17 protein-coding genes are annotated in these 20,191 nt (G+C 42.3%); 11 read left to right on the forward strand and 6 right to left on the reverse strand.

Features of this window, described 5'->3' with window-relative positions; genetic code table 11:
- Nucleotides 1-113 precede the first annotated feature (113 nt).
- From V7K21_RS23285 to V7K21_RS23320, 8 genes are all read left to right on the forward strand, one after another.
- The gene (locus V7K21_RS23285) at nt 114-1,274 is read left to right on the forward strand and encodes a glycosyltransferase family 4 protein (RefSeq protein ID WP_335177560.1); all 1,161 of its coding nucleotides are present in this window, start codon (nt 114-116) and stop codon (nt 1,272-1,274) included.
- Nucleotides 1,275-1,328: 54 nt separating this feature from the next.
- Entirely contained in the window at nt 1,329-2,339 is a 1,011-nt protein-coding gene (locus V7K21_RS23290; RefSeq protein WP_442948914.1) for a glycosyltransferase family 2 protein, read from the forward strand.
- A 138-nt stretch (nt 2,340-2,477) separates the two neighbouring features.
- Nucleotides 2,478-3,680 carry a glycosyltransferase family 4 protein gene (locus V7K21_RS23295; RefSeq protein ID WP_335177561.1) on the forward strand — a complete coding sequence of 401 codons (1,203 nt, stop codon included), beginning with the start codon at nt 2,478-2,480 and terminating at the stop codon, nt 3,678-3,680.
- Nucleotides 3,598-4,527 carry a glycosyltransferase family 2 protein gene (locus tag V7K21_RS23300; RefSeq protein WP_335177562.1) on the forward strand — a complete coding sequence of 310 codons (930 nt, stop codon included), beginning with the start codon at nt 3,598-3,600 and terminating at the stop codon, nt 4,525-4,527. Before V7K21_RS23295 ends, V7K21_RS23300 begins: the two co-directional genes overlap by 83 nt.
- Before the next feature lie 170 nt (nt 4,528-4,697).
- Entirely contained in the window at nt 4,698-6,152 is a 1,455-nt protein-coding gene (locus V7K21_RS23305; protein ID WP_335177563.1) for an O-antigen ligase domain-containing protein, read from the forward strand.
- A gap of 58 nt (nt 6,153-6,210) precedes the next feature.
- Complete coding sequence (locus V7K21_RS23310) at nt 6,211-7,332, forward strand: glycosyltransferase family 4 protein (RefSeq protein WP_335177564.1); 1,122 nt, start codon at nt 6,211-6,213, stop codon at nt 7,330-7,332.
- A 122-nt stretch (nt 7,333-7,454) separates the two neighbouring features.
- Nucleotides 7,455-9,104: a GMC family oxidoreductase gene (locus V7K21_RS23315; RefSeq protein WP_335177565.1), complete on the forward strand. Its 1,650-nt coding sequence runs from the start codon at nt 7,455-7,457 to the stop codon at nt 9,102-9,104.
- A 364-nt stretch (nt 9,105-9,468) separates the two neighbouring features.
- Nucleotides 9,469-9,942 carry a helix-turn-helix domain-containing protein gene (locus V7K21_RS23320; RefSeq protein WP_335177566.1) on the forward strand — a complete coding sequence of 158 codons (474 nt, stop codon included), beginning with the start codon at nt 9,469-9,471 and terminating at the stop codon, nt 9,940-9,942.
- Between the two features lie 680 nt (nt 9,943-10,622).
- On the opposite strand, the gene V7K21_RS23325 is transcribed toward V7K21_RS23320, so the two are convergent.
- The 4 genes from V7K21_RS23325 to V7K21_RS23340 form a co-directional block, all read right to left on the reverse strand.
- Nucleotides 10,623-11,633 (reverse strand): SDR family oxidoreductase, encoded by a 1,011-nt coding sequence (locus V7K21_RS23325; protein WP_335177567.1) that lies wholly within the window; start codon nt 11,631-11,633, stop codon nt 10,623-10,625.
- A gap of 575 nt (nt 11,634-12,208) precedes the next feature.
- Complete coding sequence (locus V7K21_RS23330) at nt 12,209-12,649, reverse strand: hypothetical protein (RefSeq protein ID WP_335177568.1); 441 nt, start codon at nt 12,647-12,649, stop codon at nt 12,209-12,211.
- Between the two features lie 152 nt (nt 12,650-12,801).
- Nucleotides 12,802-13,341, reverse strand: coding sequence for a DOMON-like domain-containing protein (locus tag V7K21_RS23335; protein ID WP_335177569.1), 540 nt, complete (start codon nt 13,339-13,341; stop codon nt 12,802-12,804).
- A complete protein-coding gene (locus V7K21_RS23340; RefSeq protein ID WP_335177570.1) occupies nt 13,338-14,456 on the reverse strand; it encodes a phosphotransferase enzyme family protein in 1,119 nt (372 codons plus the stop codon). Before V7K21_RS23340 ends, V7K21_RS23335 begins: the two co-directional genes overlap by 4 nt.
- A 197-nt stretch (nt 14,457-14,653) precedes the next feature.
- Here V7K21_RS23340 and V7K21_RS23345 point away from each other — a divergent pair, with 197 nt between their 5' ends.
- Nucleotides 14,654-15,652 (forward strand): aldo/keto reductase, encoded by a 999-nt coding sequence (locus V7K21_RS23345; protein WP_335177571.1) that lies wholly within the window; start codon nt 14,654-14,656, stop codon nt 15,650-15,652.
- A gap of 59 nt (nt 15,653-15,711) precedes the next feature.
- Entirely contained in the window at nt 15,712-16,299 is a 588-nt protein-coding gene (locus V7K21_RS23350; RefSeq protein ID WP_335177572.1) for a TetR family transcriptional regulator, read from the forward strand.
- A 103-nt stretch (nt 16,300-16,402) separates the two neighbouring features.
- Here the strand turns inward: V7K21_RS23350 and V7K21_RS23355 are convergent, their stop codons facing one another.
- Both V7K21_RS23355 and V7K21_RS23360 read right to left on the reverse strand, forming a co-directional pair.
- Entirely contained in the window at nt 16,403-17,842 is a 1,440-nt protein-coding gene (locus V7K21_RS23355) for an MlaD family protein (RefSeq protein ID WP_335177573.1), read from the reverse strand.
- 126 nt (nt 17,843-17,968) lie between these two features.
- The gene (locus V7K21_RS23360) at nt 17,969-18,757 is read right to left on the reverse strand and encodes an ABC transporter ATP-binding protein (protein ID WP_335177574.1); all 789 of its coding nucleotides are present in this window, start codon (nt 18,755-18,757) and stop codon (nt 17,969-17,971) included.
- A gap of 79 nt (nt 18,758-18,836) precedes the next feature.
- On the opposite strand from V7K21_RS23360, the gene V7K21_RS23365 reads away from it, so the two are divergent.
- Nucleotides 18,837-19,025 carry a hypothetical protein gene (locus tag V7K21_RS23365; protein ID WP_335177575.1) on the forward strand — a complete coding sequence of 63 codons (189 nt, stop codon included), beginning with the start codon at nt 18,837-18,839 and terminating at the stop codon, nt 19,023-19,025.
- Nucleotides 19,026-20,191: the final 1,166 nt, after the last annotated feature.

Raw genomic sequence — 20,191 nt, forward strand, 5'->3', positions numbered from 1 at the left:
AGTTGGTGAGATTACATTGTAAACCAAATAGTATTATCATGCTCATTATCTCCAAAAACAATTTGTTAAAAACTACTAAAAATAGTGCTATATACTGAGCAATAACATAAAGTATGTACCAGAAAATATTTGACAAAGACCTGATTTATCAATGCTCCAATTTTGAGGTAGGTGGGGGCGGAGGTGTCGAAACTTATTTAGCTTCTCTGTTTGAACATCGACCACCTAATATTAGCGATCGCGTGATAAAATCGCTGAAGAATGTTGATCAAAGCCAGTTTAAACTGCTGCACATCCACAGCCCAGATTTACTCTTGCAGCTTACAGGCGAATGTCCTACCATCTTCAGCGTTCATAATCACTCATTTTACTGTCCTAGTGGCACAAAGTATTTAGCAGGGCAGCGCACAGTCTGCGATCGCAATTTCTCTTACTTAGGATGTACCTGGGGTAAACTAATAGATAAATGTGGTAGCCGTAGACCTTTAAGAACTGTTAGAGAACTTCAAAATACTCAGAATTTTTTAGATGTATTAAAAAAGGTAAAAATTACTTTTATTGCTAATAGCGAATATGTGCGACAAGAGTTGATTCAAAACGGTGTACCTCCTGAACAGACTGTAACGCTACACTGTGGTATATCCGTACCAAAAACAGCAACTGCACCTCTAAGTTTAGAAGTCCACCAAAATCATAGAATTTTGTTTGTGGGACGGATTGTTTCTGATAAAGGTCTGGAATGGTTGCTCAAAACTTTAATACATACAGATCCACAAATTAAACTTGATATTGCAGGTGAAGGATGGGAAAGACCACAGTTAGAAAAGTTAGCAAGCACACTCAGATTAAGTAACCGAATTACTTGGCATGGCTGGTGCGATACTGACAAAATAAATAAACTTTATCAACAGTGTTTTGCAGTCATCTTTCCTAGTGTCTGGCCTGAACCTGCCGGTCTTGTAACTCTGGAAGCCTATGCTAATTATCGACCTGTAATTGGTAGTGCAGTTGGAGGTATTCCAGAACATTTACGAGATGGAAAAACGGGTATTCTTGTTCCAGGGAATAATATAAAAAAGCTAGCTGATGCCATTCATGAGTTGTATACAGATTATCAAAAAAGTCGACACATGGGCGAACAAGGTCATGCTTTATTGATGAAAGAATTTACAATAGATGCTCATGTAAATAATCTGCGAAAAGTTTATACAAAAACAATAGCTGAATTTGATTCCAAAGGTGAAAAGATATATAGCATCTCTCAAGCTAAATAACCTTGGTTTAGTCAAAACGTTAAAAGGTGTATCTTTCATTTATGAAAAATAAATATGAAGTTAACAAATATGTCATTACATCAAGAATACCAACAACCTTTAGTTAGCGTTATTATCCCCACCTATAATCGACTAGAATATCTGAAGCAAGCGATCGCTAGTGCTATTAAACAGACTTATCAAAATATCGAAATCATTGTTTCTGATAATTGTAGTCCAGAAAATCCTCAAGCTATTGCTGCATCTTTTGGTGACTCACGCATCAGATTTTGGCGACATCAGCAAAATGTCGGTATGCTAGCTAATCAGCAGCATTGTTTCAAGATGGCGCGAGGTAAATATGTTGCTAGTCTCCATGACGATGACATCTGGAATGAAGACTTTTTAGCAAAGCTTGTACCAATACTAGAAGCCAATTCCGAGTTAATTATCGCTTTTTGCGACCAATATATTATAGATGCTAATGGCATAATTAATGATGTTGGAACTGATGAAAACACACGTGGTTACAAGCGAGATAAGTTAACACAAGGGATTCATCAACCTTTCTATCAAATTGGGTTAATAGATAAAAGTATACCCACTGCGGCAGCTTGTGTGATTCGCAATAATATTGTGGATTGGGATAGTATTCTCCCAGAAGTTGGCGGCATGTGGGATTTATATTTAACTTACCTCTGTTGTGTATCTGGTTGTGGGGCTTACTACTATCCAGAAAGGCTGACGCGATATCGTGCTCATGAGCAAACTGATACCATGCTCAGTGGTAGTCGAGATGTGGAGGCAAAAATCCGCAAAGCTAAAAGCGAAATATTTTGTTATCAAGTGTTTATGGAAGATACTCGTCTACAGCAATTTAGGACGTACTTTCAAAAGAAATGGTTAGAAGCTAATACAACTTTGGGAATTGGTCTGCTACGAAGTGAACAAATAGCAGCAGCACGTCCTTATTTTTGGCAGGCGCTGAATAAACAAAAATTTAATGCTCGAACTATCGCAGCACTTATTCTTAGTTTTACTCCACAATTTTTAGCCAGTAAGTTAATGCAAATATCGAAATATTAGAGCAATCGTATCTAAATTTTGGAGTTTTTTTTAACGAACCACAGAGACGCAGAGGACATGGAGAGAATTAAAATAAGATTCTTTTAAACTCTTTATTTACACTTTTGCGTGAGTTTATATTACTCAGGAAGGTAGTGGATGAAACTTTGTATTGTTACTCATAAAATAAAAAAAGGTGATGGTCAGGGGCGGGTAAACTATGAGGTTGCTAATGAAGCAATTCGTCGTGGTCATCAACTGACATTATTAGCTAGTGAAGTCGCACCAGAACTAGAAGACAATAGCCAAGTTAATTGGATTAAAATTCTAGTCAAAAGTTATCCCACCGAATTTGTACGTAATTTCATATTTGCCCAAAAAAGTGCAGATTGGTTACGTAAAAATCGCTCTGGCATTGATTTAGTTAAAGTCAATGGAGCAATTAATATGGCTGCGGCTGATGTAAATGCTGTACATTTTGTCCACAGTTCATGGTTGCGATCGCCTGTTCATATTTCCCGCAATCGCCGAGATTTATATGGTTTTTACCAATGGCTGTTTACGGCTTTCAATGCCCGTTGGGAAAAACAGGCTTTCCAAAAAGCGCAGGTTGTTGTAGCTGTATCAGAAAAGGTAGCCCAGGAATTAGTCAACATTGGTGTGCCCCGTTCTCGGATTCGCGTAATTGTCAATGGCGTTGACTTAGAAGAATTTGCCCCAGGTCAAAGCAATCGCCAAAAGTTAGGTTTACCGGAGAATGTCACCCTAGCACTATTTGCTGGAGATATCCGCACACCCAGAAAGAACTTAGATACAATACTGCACGCTTTGGTAAAAGTTCCCGATTTACATCTGGCGGTAGTGGGACACACCGAAGGTAGCCCCTTCCCGCAGTTAGCAGCCTCTTTGGGGTTAAATGAACGCGTGCATTTTGTGGGATATCGCCGTGATATCCCCGAAATTATGCGAGCAGTAGATTTATTTGTTTTTCCTTCCCGATACGAAGCTTGCAGCCTCGTATTGTTAGAAGCACTTTCTTCAGGACTGCCAGTAATTACTGCCACAGCCACCGGGGGCGGAGAGCTGGTGACACCAGAATGTGGCATCGTCTTATCCGACTCAGATGATATTAATACTTTGGCTGTGGCACTGATGTCCTTGGTGAGCAATCGCGCCCTTATACAGCAGATGGGCAAAGCTGCTCGCTCTGTGGCAGAACAACATAGCTGGACTACTATGGCACAAACTTATGTGGATCTATTTGAGGAGTTAAGCAAGAATGCGGAACACCGTTCTCATACCGACTTATCGCCGTCCACAAGACCTCTCACGCTGCCTTTTGGCGCTACAGGAGCAAACTAAACCAGTTGATCAGGTGATAGTGGTTGTCCGCGATACGGATGCAGAAACTTGGCAATTTTTCAGCCAATTCAAAGCGGACAACTTGCCACTGCATACCGTGAAAGTGACACAATCGGGGGTAGTAGCAGCCCTCAACGCCGGACTAGCAGCAGTGGAGGGCGATATTGTTTCCATTACTGATGATGATGCTGCACCCCATCCAGATTGGTTAGAGCGCATCGCCGCTTACTTTACCTGTGATAGTCGCCTCGGCGGTCTGGGAGGGCGTGATTGGATACACCACGGCAGCAAACTCGAAAACGAATCCCGCTTAGTAGTAGGACAGTTGCAGTGGTTTGGGCGAGTGATTGGCAACCATCATCTGGGAGTGGGAGAACCCCGTGAAGTCGATGTTCTCAAGGGCGTAAACATGAGTTTTCGTAAACAGGCAATCGGACAATTGCGCTTTGACGAGCGGATGCGCGGTACAGGAGCGCAAGTACATTTTGAAATGGCATTCACTCTGGCATTAAAGCGGGCTGGTTGGAAGATAATTTATGATCCTAACGTTGCTGTAGATCACTATCCGGCACAACGTTTTGATGAAGATCAGCGAAACAACTTTAATGAAATTGCCTTTATTAATTTAGTCCATAATGAAACCTTAGTTTTACTAGAGCATCTGCCATTTATCCGCCGGATTGTATTTTTGTTTTGGGCAGTATTCGTGGGTACATGCGATAGTTTGGGTTTCGTCCAATGGCTGAGATTTTTACCCAGCCAAGGGCAGTTGGCGGGTAAAAAATTGCTTGCATCCTGGCGTGGGCGTTGGCAAGGATATAAACAATTCGTAATTCATAATTCGTAATTCAAAATGAATTCTATTTCTTCTTAGCTCTAGTTCCCAGCTTCTACCTGGTAATTAGTGCTGCTTCCACAGAGCCAGTACAAGAGGCACCTCCAGTGACTGCATTCCCCGGCTGGAGGCAGGGAACGAGTTGATCTGCCAAATTTATTTATGTTTACATCTAAAATTGAATGAATTCTAAGCAGATACTTTTCAATAGTTTTTTACAAGAAAACTATTCTCCCCAAGAGCGATCGCTACAGGGTTGGATGGCGATCGCAGGTTTTGTATTACTGACTGTAGTTTGCTATTTTGCTGGTGCTACTGCCGCATTGCGCCTAATTTACCCAGTAACAGCTTTAATAGTGGCCGTGTTTTTATACTTGCGGCATCCCATTCTCTACATCAGCTTTACCTGGTGGATCTGGTTTCTCACGCCCTTAGCTACCCGCTTAGTTGACTATCGGGTGGGCTGGGACTCTACTCGGCAAATGCTCATAGCACCCTATTTAGTGGTTTTTGTAACTATAGCAACATTCTTCCGCCACTTTCCCCGCGCCTCTGGTCAAGGGGGCTTGCCGTTTGTTTTGGCTTTTATCGGAGTGTTCTATGGCTTTCTAGTCGGTCTGATTTACAATCCACCTATCCCTGTAGCACGCGGATTGATGGATTGGCTCAGTCCGATCATCTTCGCTTTTCACTTATTTATTAACTGGCGAGATTATCCCAGCTATCGCCAGAACATTCAGCGAACATTCCTTTGGTGTGTGTTGATTTTAGGAACTTATGGCGTATATCAATTTGTGGTAGCTCCAGAGTGGGACAGGTATTGGCTGATCCAATCAAAACTATTCATGAGTGCTGGAAATCCTGTACCTTTTGGGATGCGTGTCTGGAGTACATTGCACTCAGTTGGCCCCTTTGGTTCAGTCATGCAAGCTGGTTTACTATTGTTATTTACAAGTTCGGGAAATTTAATTTTTCCGGCTTCAGCTGTTGGTTACTTATCTTTCCTATTGACACAAGCACGTACTAATTGGGGAGGCTGGTTATTTGGAGTAATTATGATTATGGGTTCAGTCAAGGCGCGGATTCAAATGCGCTTAGTTACCATAATTGTAGTGATGGCAATTTGTGTTGTGCCATTGACAACTATCGAGCCAATTTCTGGGGTTTTAGCAGCGCGTTTAGAAACTTTTTCTAATCTTCAAGAAGATGGCAGCTTTAAAGATAGATCGGGAACTTATGACAAAAACCTTGGTCTAGCTCTTTCTAATGGTCTAGGTAACGGATTAGGAAATATTTGGAAGGTCAACGAAAAAACCGGTCAAATCGAAGTGGTGGTGATTGATAGTGGCATTTTAGATATGTTTTTCACCCTTGGTTGGTTTGGAGCCATCTTTTATATGGGTGGATTAATTTTGTTAATTATTAGTGTCAGCAGCTACGGTGAAGGTCGTTTCGATAGTTTTATCAGTGCTGCCCGCGCCATTGGTATTAGTTCTGCTACACAGTTAGTTATCGGTAGCGGTATGTTGAGTGTGGCAGGGATGATTCTTTGGGGATTTTTAGCTATGGCTATGGCAGGACATAAATACTATAGCAATCCCAAGATTCCCAACTTCTCTAATAAGTCGGGGTTCTGAGCTTTTCAAGTTTATTAAAAAACAAAATCTTACAACTTAAATTGGACTGATATAAATTATGAAAGCAATTATTGTAATGCCACTAGCCGAACAACGAGGCGGTGGTGAAATGATGCTTTGGGATTTGGTGCAGCAGGGACGTAATGCTGGTGTCGAGTGGCTAGTAATATTTTTAGAAGACGGCCCGATGGTAGAAGAAGTAAAGTCCCTTGGCATTGATGCGCGAGTTGTAGAAAGTGGACGTTTACGCCAAATCCACCGTTTTATTGGCGCTGTTTTTTGGATAGCTGCGATCGCCCGCCGCGAACGTGCAGATATAATTGTCAATTGGATGTGGATTACGCATATATCTGGAGGTTTGGCGGCAATACTGGCGGGGTTGCCTGCTGTGTGGTATCAACTAGAAGTGCCTAGTGACAAGACTTGGTTGGTGCGAATCGCTACTTTAATCCCAGCCCAGGCAATTATCACCCTCTCCCAAGATGGCAAGCAAGCACAGGCAGAAATTTGGCCCCACAGACCAACACCCTTGGTTTATCCTGGTGTCGCACTAGACCGATTCGAGCCTGATGCTTTACCAACTCCAGAAGAAGCACGACGGAAGCTAGGCTTACCTTTAAATGGGCCGTTGATTGGAATTGTTGGCCGATTGCAACGATGGAAGGGAATGCACGTACTGGTGCAAGCAATGCCCAAAATTTTACAGAAGTATCCTGATGCCCATTGTGTAGTAATTGGCGGTAAGCACGATTTAGAACCAGATTATGAGGACTTCTTAAAAGCAGAAATTGCCGCCTTGGGCTTGAAAGAGCAAGTAATTATGGCTGGGCTACAGCGCAACATCCCGGAGTGGGTGCAGGCGATGGATGTATTCGTTCATGCATCAGATAAGGAGCCATTTGGGATTGTGATTATTGAGGCGATGGCGCTGGGTAAACCTGTGATTGCTGGCAATGCAGGGGGGCCAACGGAGATTATTACCGATGGGATGAATGGACTATTAACACCTTATGGCGATGCGGATAAATTAGCGATCGCAATTCTCCGTTATCTTGACGAGCAAGAATTTGCCCAGAGTGCCGGAGTAGCTGCCAGGCAACGCGCCCTCGATTTCTCAACGCAGAATTATGCCCAAAACTTTATTAGTGCAATTCGTTCTGCGATACCGAGTGTTTCATAGGCTGAATGAAACGGTCAACTTATTGCAAAAGCCAATTATATGAATATTAAACTACAGATTTACATCATATATGTGCATCTGTGGTTAAGAATAATAAATTCAGATTAAAAGGAATTAAATTAATGTTAATTGATAGCCGAAAATTGCCAATAGATGAAGTTATCAATACCGAAGTTTGTATAATTGGTGCTGGCCCAGCCGGAATTACACTCGCACGAGAATTAATTGGGCAAGATTTTCGAGTTTGCTTACTAGAAAGTGGTGATCTGGAATTTAATCAAGAGACTGCATCTCTTGGTGAAGGTGAAACTGTTGGAGATCCATTTCCACCACTGCAAGATATGCGTCATCGTCAATTTGGTGGACTGGCTAATGTCTGGAATATTGAAATCAATAAAAATCAACTTGGTCTGAGACATGTGCCATTAGACGAAATAGATTTTGAAAAACGAGATTGGGTGCCATATAGTGGCTGGCCTTTTAGTAAATCTCACCTGAATCCATTTTATGAGCGTGCTCAAGCAGTCTGTAAACTCGGTTCTTTTGCTTATGAAGCTGAGGCTTGGGAAAATGCTCAATCTCCTCGGACACATTTGGTGAGTAACCGAGTTACTACTAGTATGTTTCAGTTTGGCCCACGTGATATTTTCACCAATGAATATCGCCACCAAATCAATCAATCTCCTAATATCACAACATTACTCAACGCCAATGTGGTAGAAATTGAGGCAGACGAAACAGCCCAAACAGTTAAACGCGTGCAAGTAGCTTGTTTATCTGGTAATAAATTTTGGGTTTTTGCAAAAATATTTATTTTCGCCACAGGTGGGATTGAGAACGCGCGTTTATTGTTGCTATCAAACCGGATTCAAAAGAATGGATTAGGCAATCAACATGATTTAGTGGGTAGGTTCTTTATGGATCATCCTTTTATCCGTTGTGGTATGCTTGTTCCGCAAAATCGCAAAATCTTTAATTCCATGGCTTTGTATGACTTACGCCGGGTTAATAATGTCACAGTGATGGGAAAATTTGCCCTGACGGAACAAGTTATGCGCCGCGAAAAATTACTAAATATGACCGCGTTGTTATATCCTAGAGATGAAAGGTTTAGATCGGCAGCAAAGGCTTCTGCGAGAACTTTGTTCTCTTCAGTTCGACAAGGGCAGTTACCCAAAAATGTTTTTCAACATTTGCAAAATGTAATTACGAATATTGATGATTTAGTAACTGATTGGTATAAGTATAATGTCAAAAAAGAATATTTGTTCCCTGATTTGAGTCATGGAGGATGGTCTTACCATGAAGATAACGAACAGAAATATACAAAGTTTGAAGTTCTCAGCCAAACTGAACAAACCCCAAATCCAGATAATCGGGTGACACTCAGTAATCAATTAGATAAGCTTGGCTGTCCTCAAGCAAAATTAACTAATCATTGGAGCGAAATAGATATTTGCAGTGTGAAGCGATCGCAGTTAGTATTTGCAGAAGAGTTTGCTAGTGCAGGGCTGGGTGAGTTGCAGATTGAATTGGATGGCGATCGTCCGGTTGCTTCGCTGAGTACCCATCACAATATGGGAACAACGCGTATGCATCATGACCCAAAACAAGGAGTAGTAGATGCAAATTGTCAAGTTCACGGCATCTCTAATTTATTCATGGCAGGTAGCTCTGTTTTCCCTACAGGAGGCTATGCTAATCCTACGCTCACCATTGTTGCCTTAGCAATTCGATTGGCAGACCATCTGAAAGCTCAATTGTGTCACTAAGTACAACTTTGCGTAAAATCGCCACAGTTTTAAACGTAGCGAACCTGAGCGCAGATCACCAGATTACAGTATCTGCACCGATACCAAGCCTGTTGCTACTGCCAAAAGCCAGCGAAAAGTGACTTTTTACTGATCTGTTGCTGGATTAGAAGATAAAAATTGATTTTTCTTTCATCAAAAGTCCTCCAACCCCAGTTGCAGGACTTTTGGTAGGATACTTGCTGTAAAAGTTGATTTCGTTCATTTCGTACATTGCGTTCATTTTGAATAAGAGTTATTATGAGGTGAATGATAATTGCAATCCATATTTTCGTATGGATAAGTGGAGTGCAATTCGATATTAGACAGAGAGAGGCTGATATCTATGACACTCAGTACATACCAATCTAGTAGGACTGCTGTACCTACGGAAGAAGATGCTACGTTAGCTAAAAAAAGTAGTCAAACTTTGGCATCCTATGTACGGGATAATGATGTATACCGTACTATTAAAGTTGTGGAAGATAACGCTACAAGTGAAACGGTTACTATACCAGCAGCGGCTTTTCATCTACTTGTTGACATCTTGACACAAATGGCTAAAGGTAATGCTGTTACTCTTATACCCGTACACGCAGAGCTGACGACACAAGAAGCAGCTGATATTTTAAATGTTTCTCGTCCTTATTTGGTAGGGTTATTGGAATCTGGAGAGATGCCATACCGTAAAGTAGGAACGCGACGACGGGTGCGTTATCAGGATCTACTCAGTTACAAAAATCAAATTGATACTTTACGAATGCAAGCTCTTGATGAGCTTACTGCTCAAGCTCAAGAACTAGATATGGGGTACGAATAAGAATCCTGATACATAACAGTTTTGCATGATTAGCCAAATGCTCTGCTAAAGGCAACTCTAGGAATAAAAGTACATCTAATAATCAAGTTAAATTAAGTCAGGAAGCCCTATAGTAACCAATTGACTTAGTTTTAACTTTAATGCGATTGAAACTATAAGTTAAGATCAAAAATTTACTTAGTATAAAGGACATTTATAAAAAAAATTTGTTACCACTGTTAAGGGTAATAATTTCAAACTAATAGAGCAATTATAGTGTCTAATTTTACAGCTATTTATGATGCATGTGTCTTATATCCAGCACCATTGAGAGATTTTCTTATGCAACTTGCAGTCACCGACCTATTTAGGGCACGGTGGACGGATGCAATTCACTCAGACCTAAGACATCTCAAGAGTACTTATAATCGCTTCTAAGGCAGGGACTACCACAATCGGTTACTGCTCTACAATATTTTTGCTATGACATTTAGTATAAACCTATTAAGATTATGATAAATCAAGTATTTTAAAATACTATTATTATCTTAGTCTTTCAAAAGAGCGTAATTAGCCCCATAAAGTCAAAAGTCGTGTGAAGCACTGGGATGAACCTCTTGTAAAAATATTGCCAAAAAATCTACAAGGATTTCTCTCAAACCCTTGTAAAAACTTGATTGCAACTTTTCGGACAGGTCTATTTATCCTTCCTTTTTGAATACTTGAACTGCTAGGAACGCTAATGCTAATGTACCAGCGATCGCACCCCACTGGAGAAGCGGATTTTTTTCTAGCCAGTCGGAAACGCTAGGTACAACTAAGTTACCATAATCCCCGTTAACTCTGTCGTCTTCAGCAACAGGTTGGTAAAAATTATTTGGTGCATCTTCAGACTTCGCTTCAGAAGTTCGCTGTAAATCTAAGCCGACGAGCACTAAAAGTGAATCTACTAATGATGGTGAGAGGCGCTGTACCACATCTAATATTTTTGCTACATCCCCAACCAAGTAGTCACGAGTTGGATGTTCGGCTGCATAGAGGATAGCATCAGCTACAAGTTTAGGCTCGTAGTAAGGTGGTATCCCGGTAGGTTTTACGCCTAATTTCGTCAGGCCATTGTTCCAGAAAGGGGTGTTGATCACCGCTGGCTTCACACTCGTGACGCTGATCGGCCATTTTTGATATTGCAACTCAACGCGCATAGCTTCGATAAAGCCCTCAACCCCGTGCTTGGCTGCTGAGTAAGCACTTTGGTAGGGGAGCGATCGCCTACCTTCCATTGAAGAGACGTGGATCAGTGCCCCCCGTCCCTCACGTTTCAGATGGGGTAGGGCCGCCATTGCACCATACACTTGTCCCATGAGATTGACATCAATCACATGCTTAAACTCTTCCGGTGTTGTATTGTCAACAGTGGCAAAGATGCCGATCGCGGCGACATGTACCCATGTATCGAGTCGCCCGTATACTTCCACAGTTTTATCTGCGATCGCCTTAACTTGCTCAAATACTTCCACATCAGCTACGCAAAAAGTTGCCTCGCCGCCAAAGCTGCGAATCTCCTCTACTAAAGACTTTAGCTTCGATTCACTGCGAGCCGAGACTACCACTTTTGCCCCGCGTTTAGCAAACTCAAGAGCTGTGATCCGTCCGATCCCGCTGGAGGCTCCAACGACGGAAACGACTTGCTGATTAATTGGCTTTAATTGCATAAGTGTTACTTCTTAAAATAAATTAGGGATTGGGAATTGGCTTCGACAGCCTTAGAGACTTTAGCTTCACTAATTAATTCAGTCACTTTATTGGTAATAATTGATACAAATGTATCTTTTAAGAACTATACATATATTATGTTAATTATTATTATGGTTGCAGTTCTCTGTCTATTGGGGAATCTGAAAGCGCCACAGGAAGTATATGTAAACATTTTCTAGACTTTTAAGACTTTTGACTAATAAACATCAGGAACTCGATCAACAAATCTTACAAAATTTTATCTACTTCCAAGTGTGATCGCACTTTTAAAATATTCAAGCGGCGATTTGAAACAGGTATAATTCTTAGAATTGCCTTTAACCTTTGCTATAGCTCCTTGGGTGAAGTATCATCTCGTCCCAATATTGAGTTAAACCTACCTAAAAGCTGATCTTAGCTATGGTTAATGCACCAACCAGTTCAGATTTTAAATAAATGCGAGCGCAATTTACTTTCAAAACTGTCGAATCGAGGCAATGGCAATCTAGACTGATAATTGCTTATCTACATGCCATTACCTCATATATTCGTTTTAATTGTACGTGACAAAGAGCGGTATAGAATCTTTTCCCTCTTTTGCTAATTGAGTGACTTCTTTTTCAAATCCCTGAAACCGTTCGGGTGTCAATACAATACATCCCATTGAGCCAGGAACATTAGCATCTTTATGAATACCAAAATCGCCTCTTACACCTCCTTTATCAGTCTTGACATCAGATGGAAGAATTTGGTAAAAATTGCCTTCTACACCTTTTTTCTCTTTCATTGAGATAGGTTTAGTATTAACAGTCCAAAATTTTAGTTCCAGTACTCTGTACTCAGGTGGTATCATACTTCCTTTCTGATGAAAGCTCTCTGGAAATTGCTTTCTGGCGGTAGCTGATGTAGCTACCCAAACTTGTAACATACCCTTTTCAAGATGACGTAAATACAAGCGACCCTCTTCTAAGCCTGGGTCTCTATCGAAGTTCAACGAAAAAGTTAAGAAGTACATTTTTAGTAAGTTTACTTGAAATATACATAGATTCATCGGGTGTGAGTTGAAAATTTATGCAAGCCCATATAAAGTTTAGATTTATTAACTACATGTTGTCGAAATACACGGTTTGCTGTAGGTGCGTATTCTCACAACTCAACGATGAAACTATCCCGTAAATGAAAGTCAGCCTCTGCACCTCGATGAGTTAACGCCCAGTAAGTCACCTCACCATCTCTATGTTTAATAACGGTAGTAATGGCAACTTCAATGGCTTGTTCTGCCGAGACAATTTTATCTAAATCGACATCTAACGCAAGTGCTAAACCATCGGCTTGATTCTGAACATTAAACGGAAGTATTGTAGAAGCTGTTTCCTCTTGCATTCCTTGACGGTAGCCATCAAAGCGATAAATATTCCAGTGTCCGGCAGGGGAAAGATTGAATTCCCAATACCGTGCAGAATCTTTGATGCCAATAAAGAACTCAAAACATGTGTCTTCCCACAATTCATGCTTGCGTGATGGTGCATTTGATGGTGGTGCGATTGCAATTTCTTTTAAATCGCCTTCAAGGGTGTAGCAGATGGTAAGTTGATTAGAATTTCGGGCAATATTGCCTGCAATTTTCAAATTAGGTAGGGATTTTGGAGAAGGAAAGGGTTGCAGGTAAAATGTCTGATCGTTCATTTCATGTCTTTGATAATGTTACGAATCTGCGTTTCTTGAGATTCAATACTTTCGGTAAGCTTAAACTGGACGATCGCTCTTGCCAAGTTATGTTCTGGGTGCTTAACTTTAAAGTAGACATTCCCTGCTAAATAATCAGTAAAAAATCTCAGTCCTAGTTCAAAAGCAATGAGACGAATTGCATCGTAAATATAGGCATAGTCATTCTCAGAAAGAAATGCCTTTGCCACCGAGAGATAACCTTTTAGAATTCCCTGACACAGATCAGTATCGAAATAAATACTTTCCCAATTCTCGGTTTCTTCTCCAGTAGGATTGCAACCCGATCGCAGGCAATCACCAATATCGTAATGTACCAGACCTGGTTTAACAGTATCGAGGTCTATGACGCTGACGGCTTGCTGGGTAGCAGTGTCAAACATGACATTGTTGATTTTTGGATCTCCATGCATCAGACGCAGAGGTAGCTTGCCTTCAGCTTTGGCATTTTCCAGGATATGTGCAAAAGTTTGGCGATCGCTAACAAACTGTAAGCAATAATTAACTTCAGCAGATTTACGCACACTAGTTTTCGCTAACACTTCCTCGTAATGCTGGAGATAAAGCGGTGTAATATGAAATCCTTCTAAAGTGTCAGCAAGTTTTTCTGGTGGTAAGTCGCTGATCAAATTGTGGAACATCCCCAAGGCATAACCGATTTCCTTAGCGTGAGAGCGATCGCGCATAGTATCGAAAGACTGGGAGCCTTCAATAAAGCTGATTGCCCGCCAAAAGGAGCCGTCTGCATCCCTCCAGTGGTCTTGAGCATCCTTAGTTAATAGTACGCGTGGTACTTCCCAGCGACGATTCAGGGGTATGTGCTGTAACCGTTTATAAACATGTTCAGTGAAGGTACGCATATTCTCCATAATCAGTTGGGGCTGGCGAAACACATGCGTATTGATGCATTGCAGGACAAAATGTTGTTCTTCTGAGGAATATAGAGTTACCAAAAATGTGTCATTGATATTACCACTTCCAAATGCTTTAACGCCTGCAACTTTCCCCCATTGGGCAAATTGATCAGCGATCGCAATTAGATTTTCTGCGCCCTGTGTATTAAATTCTTCTATCATGTTCGTGTTTAACCTGCATTACTCCTCACCTATGAAGATTTTAGGCTGATAAGTAGATCCGACAAATAGTCAAATTGCAGGCTTGCTTCAACAGATGCTCACGGTGTTGGATGTTTAAAACAAATATTGAATGACAGATGTTGATTTTTGTTACTTGTTGATTATCATAGTTTTATCACCACAGTGGAGAGGTTGCTATGTTGTCGCGTCAACTTGGAAAAAACGGTTCAACAATATCGGCGCTTGGGCTTGGCTGTATGGGCATGTCTGATTTTTATGGTCCAGCCGATCGCCAGGAAAGTATTGCAACGATTCATGCAGCGCTTGATGCAGGCGTTACCTTACTGGATACAGGCGACTTTTACGGCATGGGGCACAATGAACTGCTGCTACACGAAGCCTTAGCAGAACGACGGCGGGAAGATATCTTCATTGCTGTTAAATTCGGTGCGTTGCGGTCTCCTGACGGCAACTTTATTGGCTTCGATGGTCGTCCTGAAGCCGTGAAGACTTCACTTGCCTATACATTGAAACGACTGGGAACCGATTACATAGACCTTTACCAGCCAGCCCGGCTCGATCCGAGGGTGCCCATTGAAGACACTATTGGGGCGATTAGCGAAATGGTGAAAGCTGGATATGTTCGCCAGATTGGTTTATCGGAAGTGGGTGCAGATACAATTCGGCGTGCTCATGCGATTCATGCGATTACCTGGCTTCAGATCGAATATTCGCTGCTGAGTCGTGGTATTGAAAATGACATCCTCCCGACTGTGCGTGAATTGGGCATTGCTGTCAACGCTTATGGAGTCCTCTCAGGGGGGTTGTTGAGCGGTCACTGGTCGAAAGAACGCTCTAAGCAAGCGCAAGACTTTCGCGGACATCAGCCACGCTACTCTGGAGAGAATCTGGATCGCAATTTGTTGCTAGTCGAAGCTCTTCGCCTGATTGCCCAAGAACACGATGCCACAGTTGCTCAAGTAGCAATTGCTTGGGTGCTGTCGCGCGGAAACGACATTGTGCCACTGATTGGGGCACGGCGTCGCGATCGCTTGAATGAAGCGCTGGGGGCGCTGGATCTGCACTTGGGCGAAGATGATCTCGCCCGGATTGAGGTAGCAGTGCCACTGGATGCCGTGGCTGGCGATCGCTATGCTCCAGAACAAATGGCGATGCTGGATAGTGAGAAGAGATAAAATATCCTTAGCATGAATGATTCATGCTGGATAGTGAGAAGAGATAAAATATCCCTAGCATGAATGATTCAGCTTTGACACCGGAGCGGATTCTTGACGCGGCGGAAGAGGTTTTGCGTCGTTACGGTCTGGCAAAGGCAACAGTCGTGGATGTGGCTCGCTTTTTAGAAGTGAGCCACGGCACGATTTATCGGCATTTTCCCAGTAAGGCTGCCCTGCGCGATGCAGTAGCAGAACGGTGGCTACATCGGGTTTCCACACCGCTAGCAGCGATCGCCCAAGAACAGGGTTCCGCCGTTGAACGGTTGCACCGATGGTTTGAGCAACTCATCACTCTGAAACGTCAAAAAGTCCTGGATGAGCCAGAGTTGTTTGCAACCTATTCTGCGATCGCTCAAGAGGCGCGAGGGGTGGTTCAAGCTCACATTGATGAACTGGTAAAGCAAGTAGCTGCGATCGTTGAGAGCGGTATTTCCAGTCACGAATTTAGGGTAACAGATCCGCAGGTAGCGGCGAAGGCAGTCTTTCAAGCGATGGTTCGGTTTCACCATCCAGCTCACGCATCCGAATGGAGTCATCCAGACATCGACACGGACTTTGCCCAAGTATGGCGCTTGATAATTGCTGGTCTTGTGGTGGGTGAGTAAATCGTTTAGGTGCTTGTCAGCATTGGGTGAAAGCAGGCGCACGCCACCGGGGATAGAAACATCCCCCTTAGGGAAAGTGGTTATGTATTGTCAAGTGTATTGCCTATTTTCCCGTCTCCAGTTGCTCCCGTTGCTTACCATACTCCCGCAACTGCTTCAAGAGGTCTTCTTGGGATGAGTTAGAGATAGACGCACTGGGGGTTGGTTCAAGGTTGGTGTCGGTACTTGCAAAATTAGCAGGTGAGGGATTAATTACATAGACGGGTAGGGACTTGTCATTAAACATCGCCTGTTGGGTTGGTGCTGGGGTAGGAATTAGATTCTTTGGTTTGCTCACAGCAGCTTTTACCGTATCTAGAGTCGTAGCAACTTGCACTTGTTGCTGCATCTGTTGTGTAGAAGATACTAAACCACTTAAACCATTTACCAATTGCCGCAAATTTTTTCGGAAACTAGGATCACCTGTCAATTCATCCAAATCAGATGTAATTTTTTGGCTATTTTCAAACGTTACCCGTGCTGAATCTAAAGTTTGTTGCAGCAGCACCACATTCTTTGGATCATTTAAGGTTTTAGAAGCATCGCGTAAATTAGCTGAGGCTTGCGCTGCATTTGCTGAAAGAGTTTCTAAATTGTTGAGTAATTGTCCTTGAGTCAATCGATTGACAGTTGGTGATAAGCTACTGACTGTAACACGCAGTTGGTTGCTGGTTTCGGTAATATTGTTCAAAGCGCCAACCAGCGAAGAGCGATTTGTTGTCAACAGATTATCCAGGTTGTTCAGCAAACGACTTGCTTGAGTTGCAGTTGCATCAAATTTATTTAGTGTTTGAGTCGAGGATGCATTAAGTTGGTTTGTTGCTCGTTGCACTGAATTAGCAGTGGCTGAAAAGGTATTAAGTTGTTGTCGCAAGCTTTTGGTTAAACCTTGTAAATCCTGACTTAGCCCAGTAAAACTGGATGCTGCGCCTGTGGTAGTTTCTAGAACCCTATTGACATTTCTAGAGAATTTTGGGTCATTGTATGCAGTAGCTAGTTCAGTTGAACTGCGAATTAGGTCATCAACACTGATACCAACCTGACCTTTTAACCGAGAGCCATTACAGACGATGAGGCTGTTATCACAATTTTTATCTAGGGGTTTAGCAAGCACAATCCCAGCAGGTAAGGTTACTTTTGGTGTGATGTCGATAATACTTTCGCTAATTAATCCGCTTTGATTAGCTTCCACCACTACATTCCGGGGCATAATTAGGTCAGCTTGGGCAATTTCAATCTCTACATCAATGGCATTTGCTTTTGGTATAATCTGCCAAATAGTTCCTACTTTAACGCCTCGATAGCGAACTGTTGCTCCTTTTTGCATTCCGCCAGCGTTAGCAAATTCCACAATAGCTTTGTATGAACGACCAGGAGCAGTAAATCTATGTAACCACAGAAAGAGTAACCCAAATACTCCCAGTCCTAACAGGAGTAACAACCCCACAGAGCCTTCTCTAAATGTTCGCCCAGACGCGAAGCCGCTTGTCATAAGTCCTCGCATTTTTTTGCCTCCACCAACAACCAATAAAGAGTTAGGAGTGAGGAGTTATAAGTTGAATTTAACTCATAACTTCTGTACAGACGAGATTAATCGCGTCTGTACTCCTAACTCTTCACTTTTAAGTTTCTAGCCGACAAGGTGAATCGGCCCTTTTACACTTCCACTGATAAATTGTCTGATCAACGGATTTTCTGTATTGTAGATTTCACTAACTGTACCCTGCCACTGCACTTTACCTTCATAGAGAAATATAAGTCTATCAGCTGTATGGCGGATAGTGCTGTCTTGGTGGGTAACAACGGCATAGGTACTACAAACTCCATGTAAACATTGCAAATAGCGGATTAAATCTTCGATTACTGTTGAGGCAATGGGATCAAGTCCGGCTGTTGGTTCGTCGTATAGTAGAACTTCTGGGCCTTCTGAAGGATTATCGGGGTTAGACATAATCGCACGCGCAAAACTTACCCGTTTTCGCATTCCCCCAGAAAGTTCAGATGGATAGAGATTAGCTATTTCTGGCAAACCTACCATCTCCAATTTTTCTTTTACCAAATCTCGAATGCGCGATCGCCGTAGCTTTGAATTTTGATAAAGTAAAAATCCCACATTTTCCTCCACCGTCAGCGAATCAAATAGCGCCGCCTGCTGAAACACCATGCCAATGCCAACCTGCTGGCCACCATCCTCAATCAAACCGTTTCGCCGCACTCCTTGCACATAAATTTCTCCTTCATCGGGAATAAGTAACCCCGCCATTACCCGTAAAATTGTTGATTTACCAGTCCCTGATGGACCAATAATCCCCAGTGCTTCTCCCCGGTAAATGGTCAAGTCTACATTATCTAGAACTTTATGGCTACCAAAGGACTTAGAAACACCTTTCAGTTCAATCAATGGTTCAGGTTCAGTCATTAGTTATTAGTCATTGGTCATTGGTGAGCCAGTGGCTTGGGTGGGTTTCCCAATTTGTACCCTTACAAGGAAGCAAGCTATGGGTAGCGTCTCCCCTTCTCCCCAAAGGAGAGACTTGCGCCAAAGAAGCAACTGGCGTGGTTTCCCTGATGAGCAACTGGTGAGTCCAGTCCTGTTCGACTTTGCTGTTGTTCCCTACAGTAGGCAGGTTTTTGCCCACTGTAGGGAACTAGCTGTCTTCTCAACTCTTGGAGAGGCTGCGCCCTAAGCGAACGCAAGAGCGTCTCCGTCAGGAGAAGGGCGTTAGGGACGTACCCCTATGGGAATCTTGCTACGCCTAGCGGACGCACCAGAAGGAGCATTACACAAAGAGTCATTAGTCAGTACAAAATATCCAAATGACTAATGACAACTAACAAAGGACAAATATGCCCAATTAGTGATGTCATAGTTATTGGTAGAGCATTGTATGGTACATTATAAGTATATGATTAGCATTCTGATTAGCAAACTTTATTTTTTTAGCATAATATTTAGTGATTTGCGATGTTTAAGTCCTAGAATCCCCTCAACACAAAGCTGACGAACACACCGTAGTAATTTAATGTCTCAGTAAAGGGAAACTATGACTCCAGTCTTCTGTAGACATTAGTAAAGTCATATATAGCAATCCTAAATCAGATGTGAAAACCTTACGCGTCTGATGCCGACGCTAGTCCGCTCAAGTCGCCAGACCCGCCACACGGCTGGCTCCTCTTCTCACATTGCCAGAGGTTAGCGCCTGCCGTAGGATGCCCGAACGCAAGAGCGTCTCTTTTAGGAGAAGGGCTGTAGGGAGAAGCTAATGGCGTTTGAGGAACGTAGACCCAAAGGGGCTTCCCGCAGGGTAACCCAATCTAGACAGGCATTTATTGGGTTTCACTAGACTGCCTTAAGCTGCCTCCGGCGTCTACGTTCAACCCAATCTACAATTTATCCTTAACTGAACTGTATTGTGCTAGAACTACTTAGAGAAAAGCTCCGACAACAAAAAATAATTAACAGGTTGATGCAAGATATAGCAACTATATTTTATTTTTCAAAATCAAAAGTTTCAAATTGCTGAATTTTTAGATAAGTTAGAAACATTCTTGTTCACGAATGATTAAAGGGTTATATAAACATTTAGTTTTCTACTAAGTAGATGGATATAAATAAATATAAGATAGTTCGTCATTGCGTTGGCGCAGCCTTCCCGTAGAATACGAAGTGTTAGCGGTAGCGTCTGGTAGAGTCGCAATCGCAAAGACTGAGATTGCTACGCTTCACTTCCTTCCGCTGGCAATGACATCTTATATTGAGGGACTTCCAAAGAATAAATTAATCAACAAAAAACAAGAATTCACGCTTTGATAATAATGATAATCATTTTAAGGGGGAGAAAGCGGTTGCCGT

It is taken from the genome of Nostoc sp., assembly GCF_036919595.1.
Lineage (GTDB): Bacteria > Cyanobacteriota > Cyanobacteriia > Cyanobacteriales > Nostocaceae > Nostoc.

Bases quoted from the DNA above. Each gene is read 5' to 3' on its own strand.
- V7K21_RS23285 (WP_335177560.1), top strand. From the start codon at position 114: ATGTACCAGAAAATATTTGACAAAGACCTGATTTATCAATGCTCCAAT.
- V7K21_RS23290 (WP_442948914.1), top strand. From the start codon at position 1,329: ATGAAGTTAACAAATATGTCATTACATCAAGAATACCAACAACCTTTA.
- V7K21_RS23295 (WP_335177561.1), top strand. From the start codon at position 2,478: ATGAAACTTTGTATTGTTACTCATAAAATAAAAAAAGGTGATGGTCAG.
- V7K21_RS23300 (WP_335177562.1), top strand. From the start codon at position 3,598: ATGCGGAACACCGTTCTCATACCGACTTATCGCCGTCCACAAGACCTC.
- V7K21_RS23305 (WP_335177563.1), top strand. From the start codon at position 4,698: ATGAATTCTAAGCAGATACTTTTCAATAGTTTTTTACAAGAAAACTAT.
- V7K21_RS23310 (WP_335177564.1), top strand. From the start codon at position 6,211: ATGAAAGCAATTATTGTAATGCCACTAGCCGAACAACGAGGCGGTGGT.
- V7K21_RS23315 (WP_335177565.1), top strand. From the start codon at position 7,455: ATGTTAATTGATAGCCGAAAATTGCCAATAGATGAAGTTATCAATACC.
- V7K21_RS23320 (WP_335177566.1), top strand. From the start codon at position 9,469: ATGACACTCAGTACATACCAATCTAGTAGGACTGCTGTACCTACGGAA.
- V7K21_RS23325 (WP_335177567.1), bottom strand. From the start codon at position 11,633: ATGCAATTAAAGCCAATTAATCAGCAAGTCGTTTCCGTCGTTGGAGCC.
- V7K21_RS23335 (WP_335177569.1), bottom strand. From the start codon at position 13,341: ATGAACGATCAGACATTTTACCTGCAACCCTTTCCTTCTCCAAAATCC.
- V7K21_RS23340 (WP_335177570.1), bottom strand. From the start codon at position 14,456: ATGATAGAAGAATTTAATACACAGGGCGCAGAAAATCTAATTGCGATC.
- V7K21_RS23345 (WP_335177571.1), top strand. From the start codon at position 14,654: ATGTTGTCGCGTCAACTTGGAAAAAACGGTTCAACAATATCGGCGCTT.
- V7K21_RS23350 (WP_335177572.1), top strand. From the start codon at position 15,712: ATGAATGATTCAGCTTTGACACCGGAGCGGATTCTTGACGCGGCGGAA.
- V7K21_RS23355 (WP_335177573.1), bottom strand. From the start codon at position 17,842: ATGCGAGGACTTATGACAAGCGGCTTCGCGTCTGGGCGAACATTTAGA.
- V7K21_RS23360 (WP_335177574.1), bottom strand. From the start codon at position 18,757: ATGACTGAACCTGAACCATTGATTGAACTGAAAGGTGTTTCTAAGTCC.
- V7K21_RS23365 (WP_335177575.1), top strand. From the start codon at position 18,837: ATGGGTAGCGTCTCCCCTTCTCCCCAAAGGAGAGACTTGCGCCAAAGA.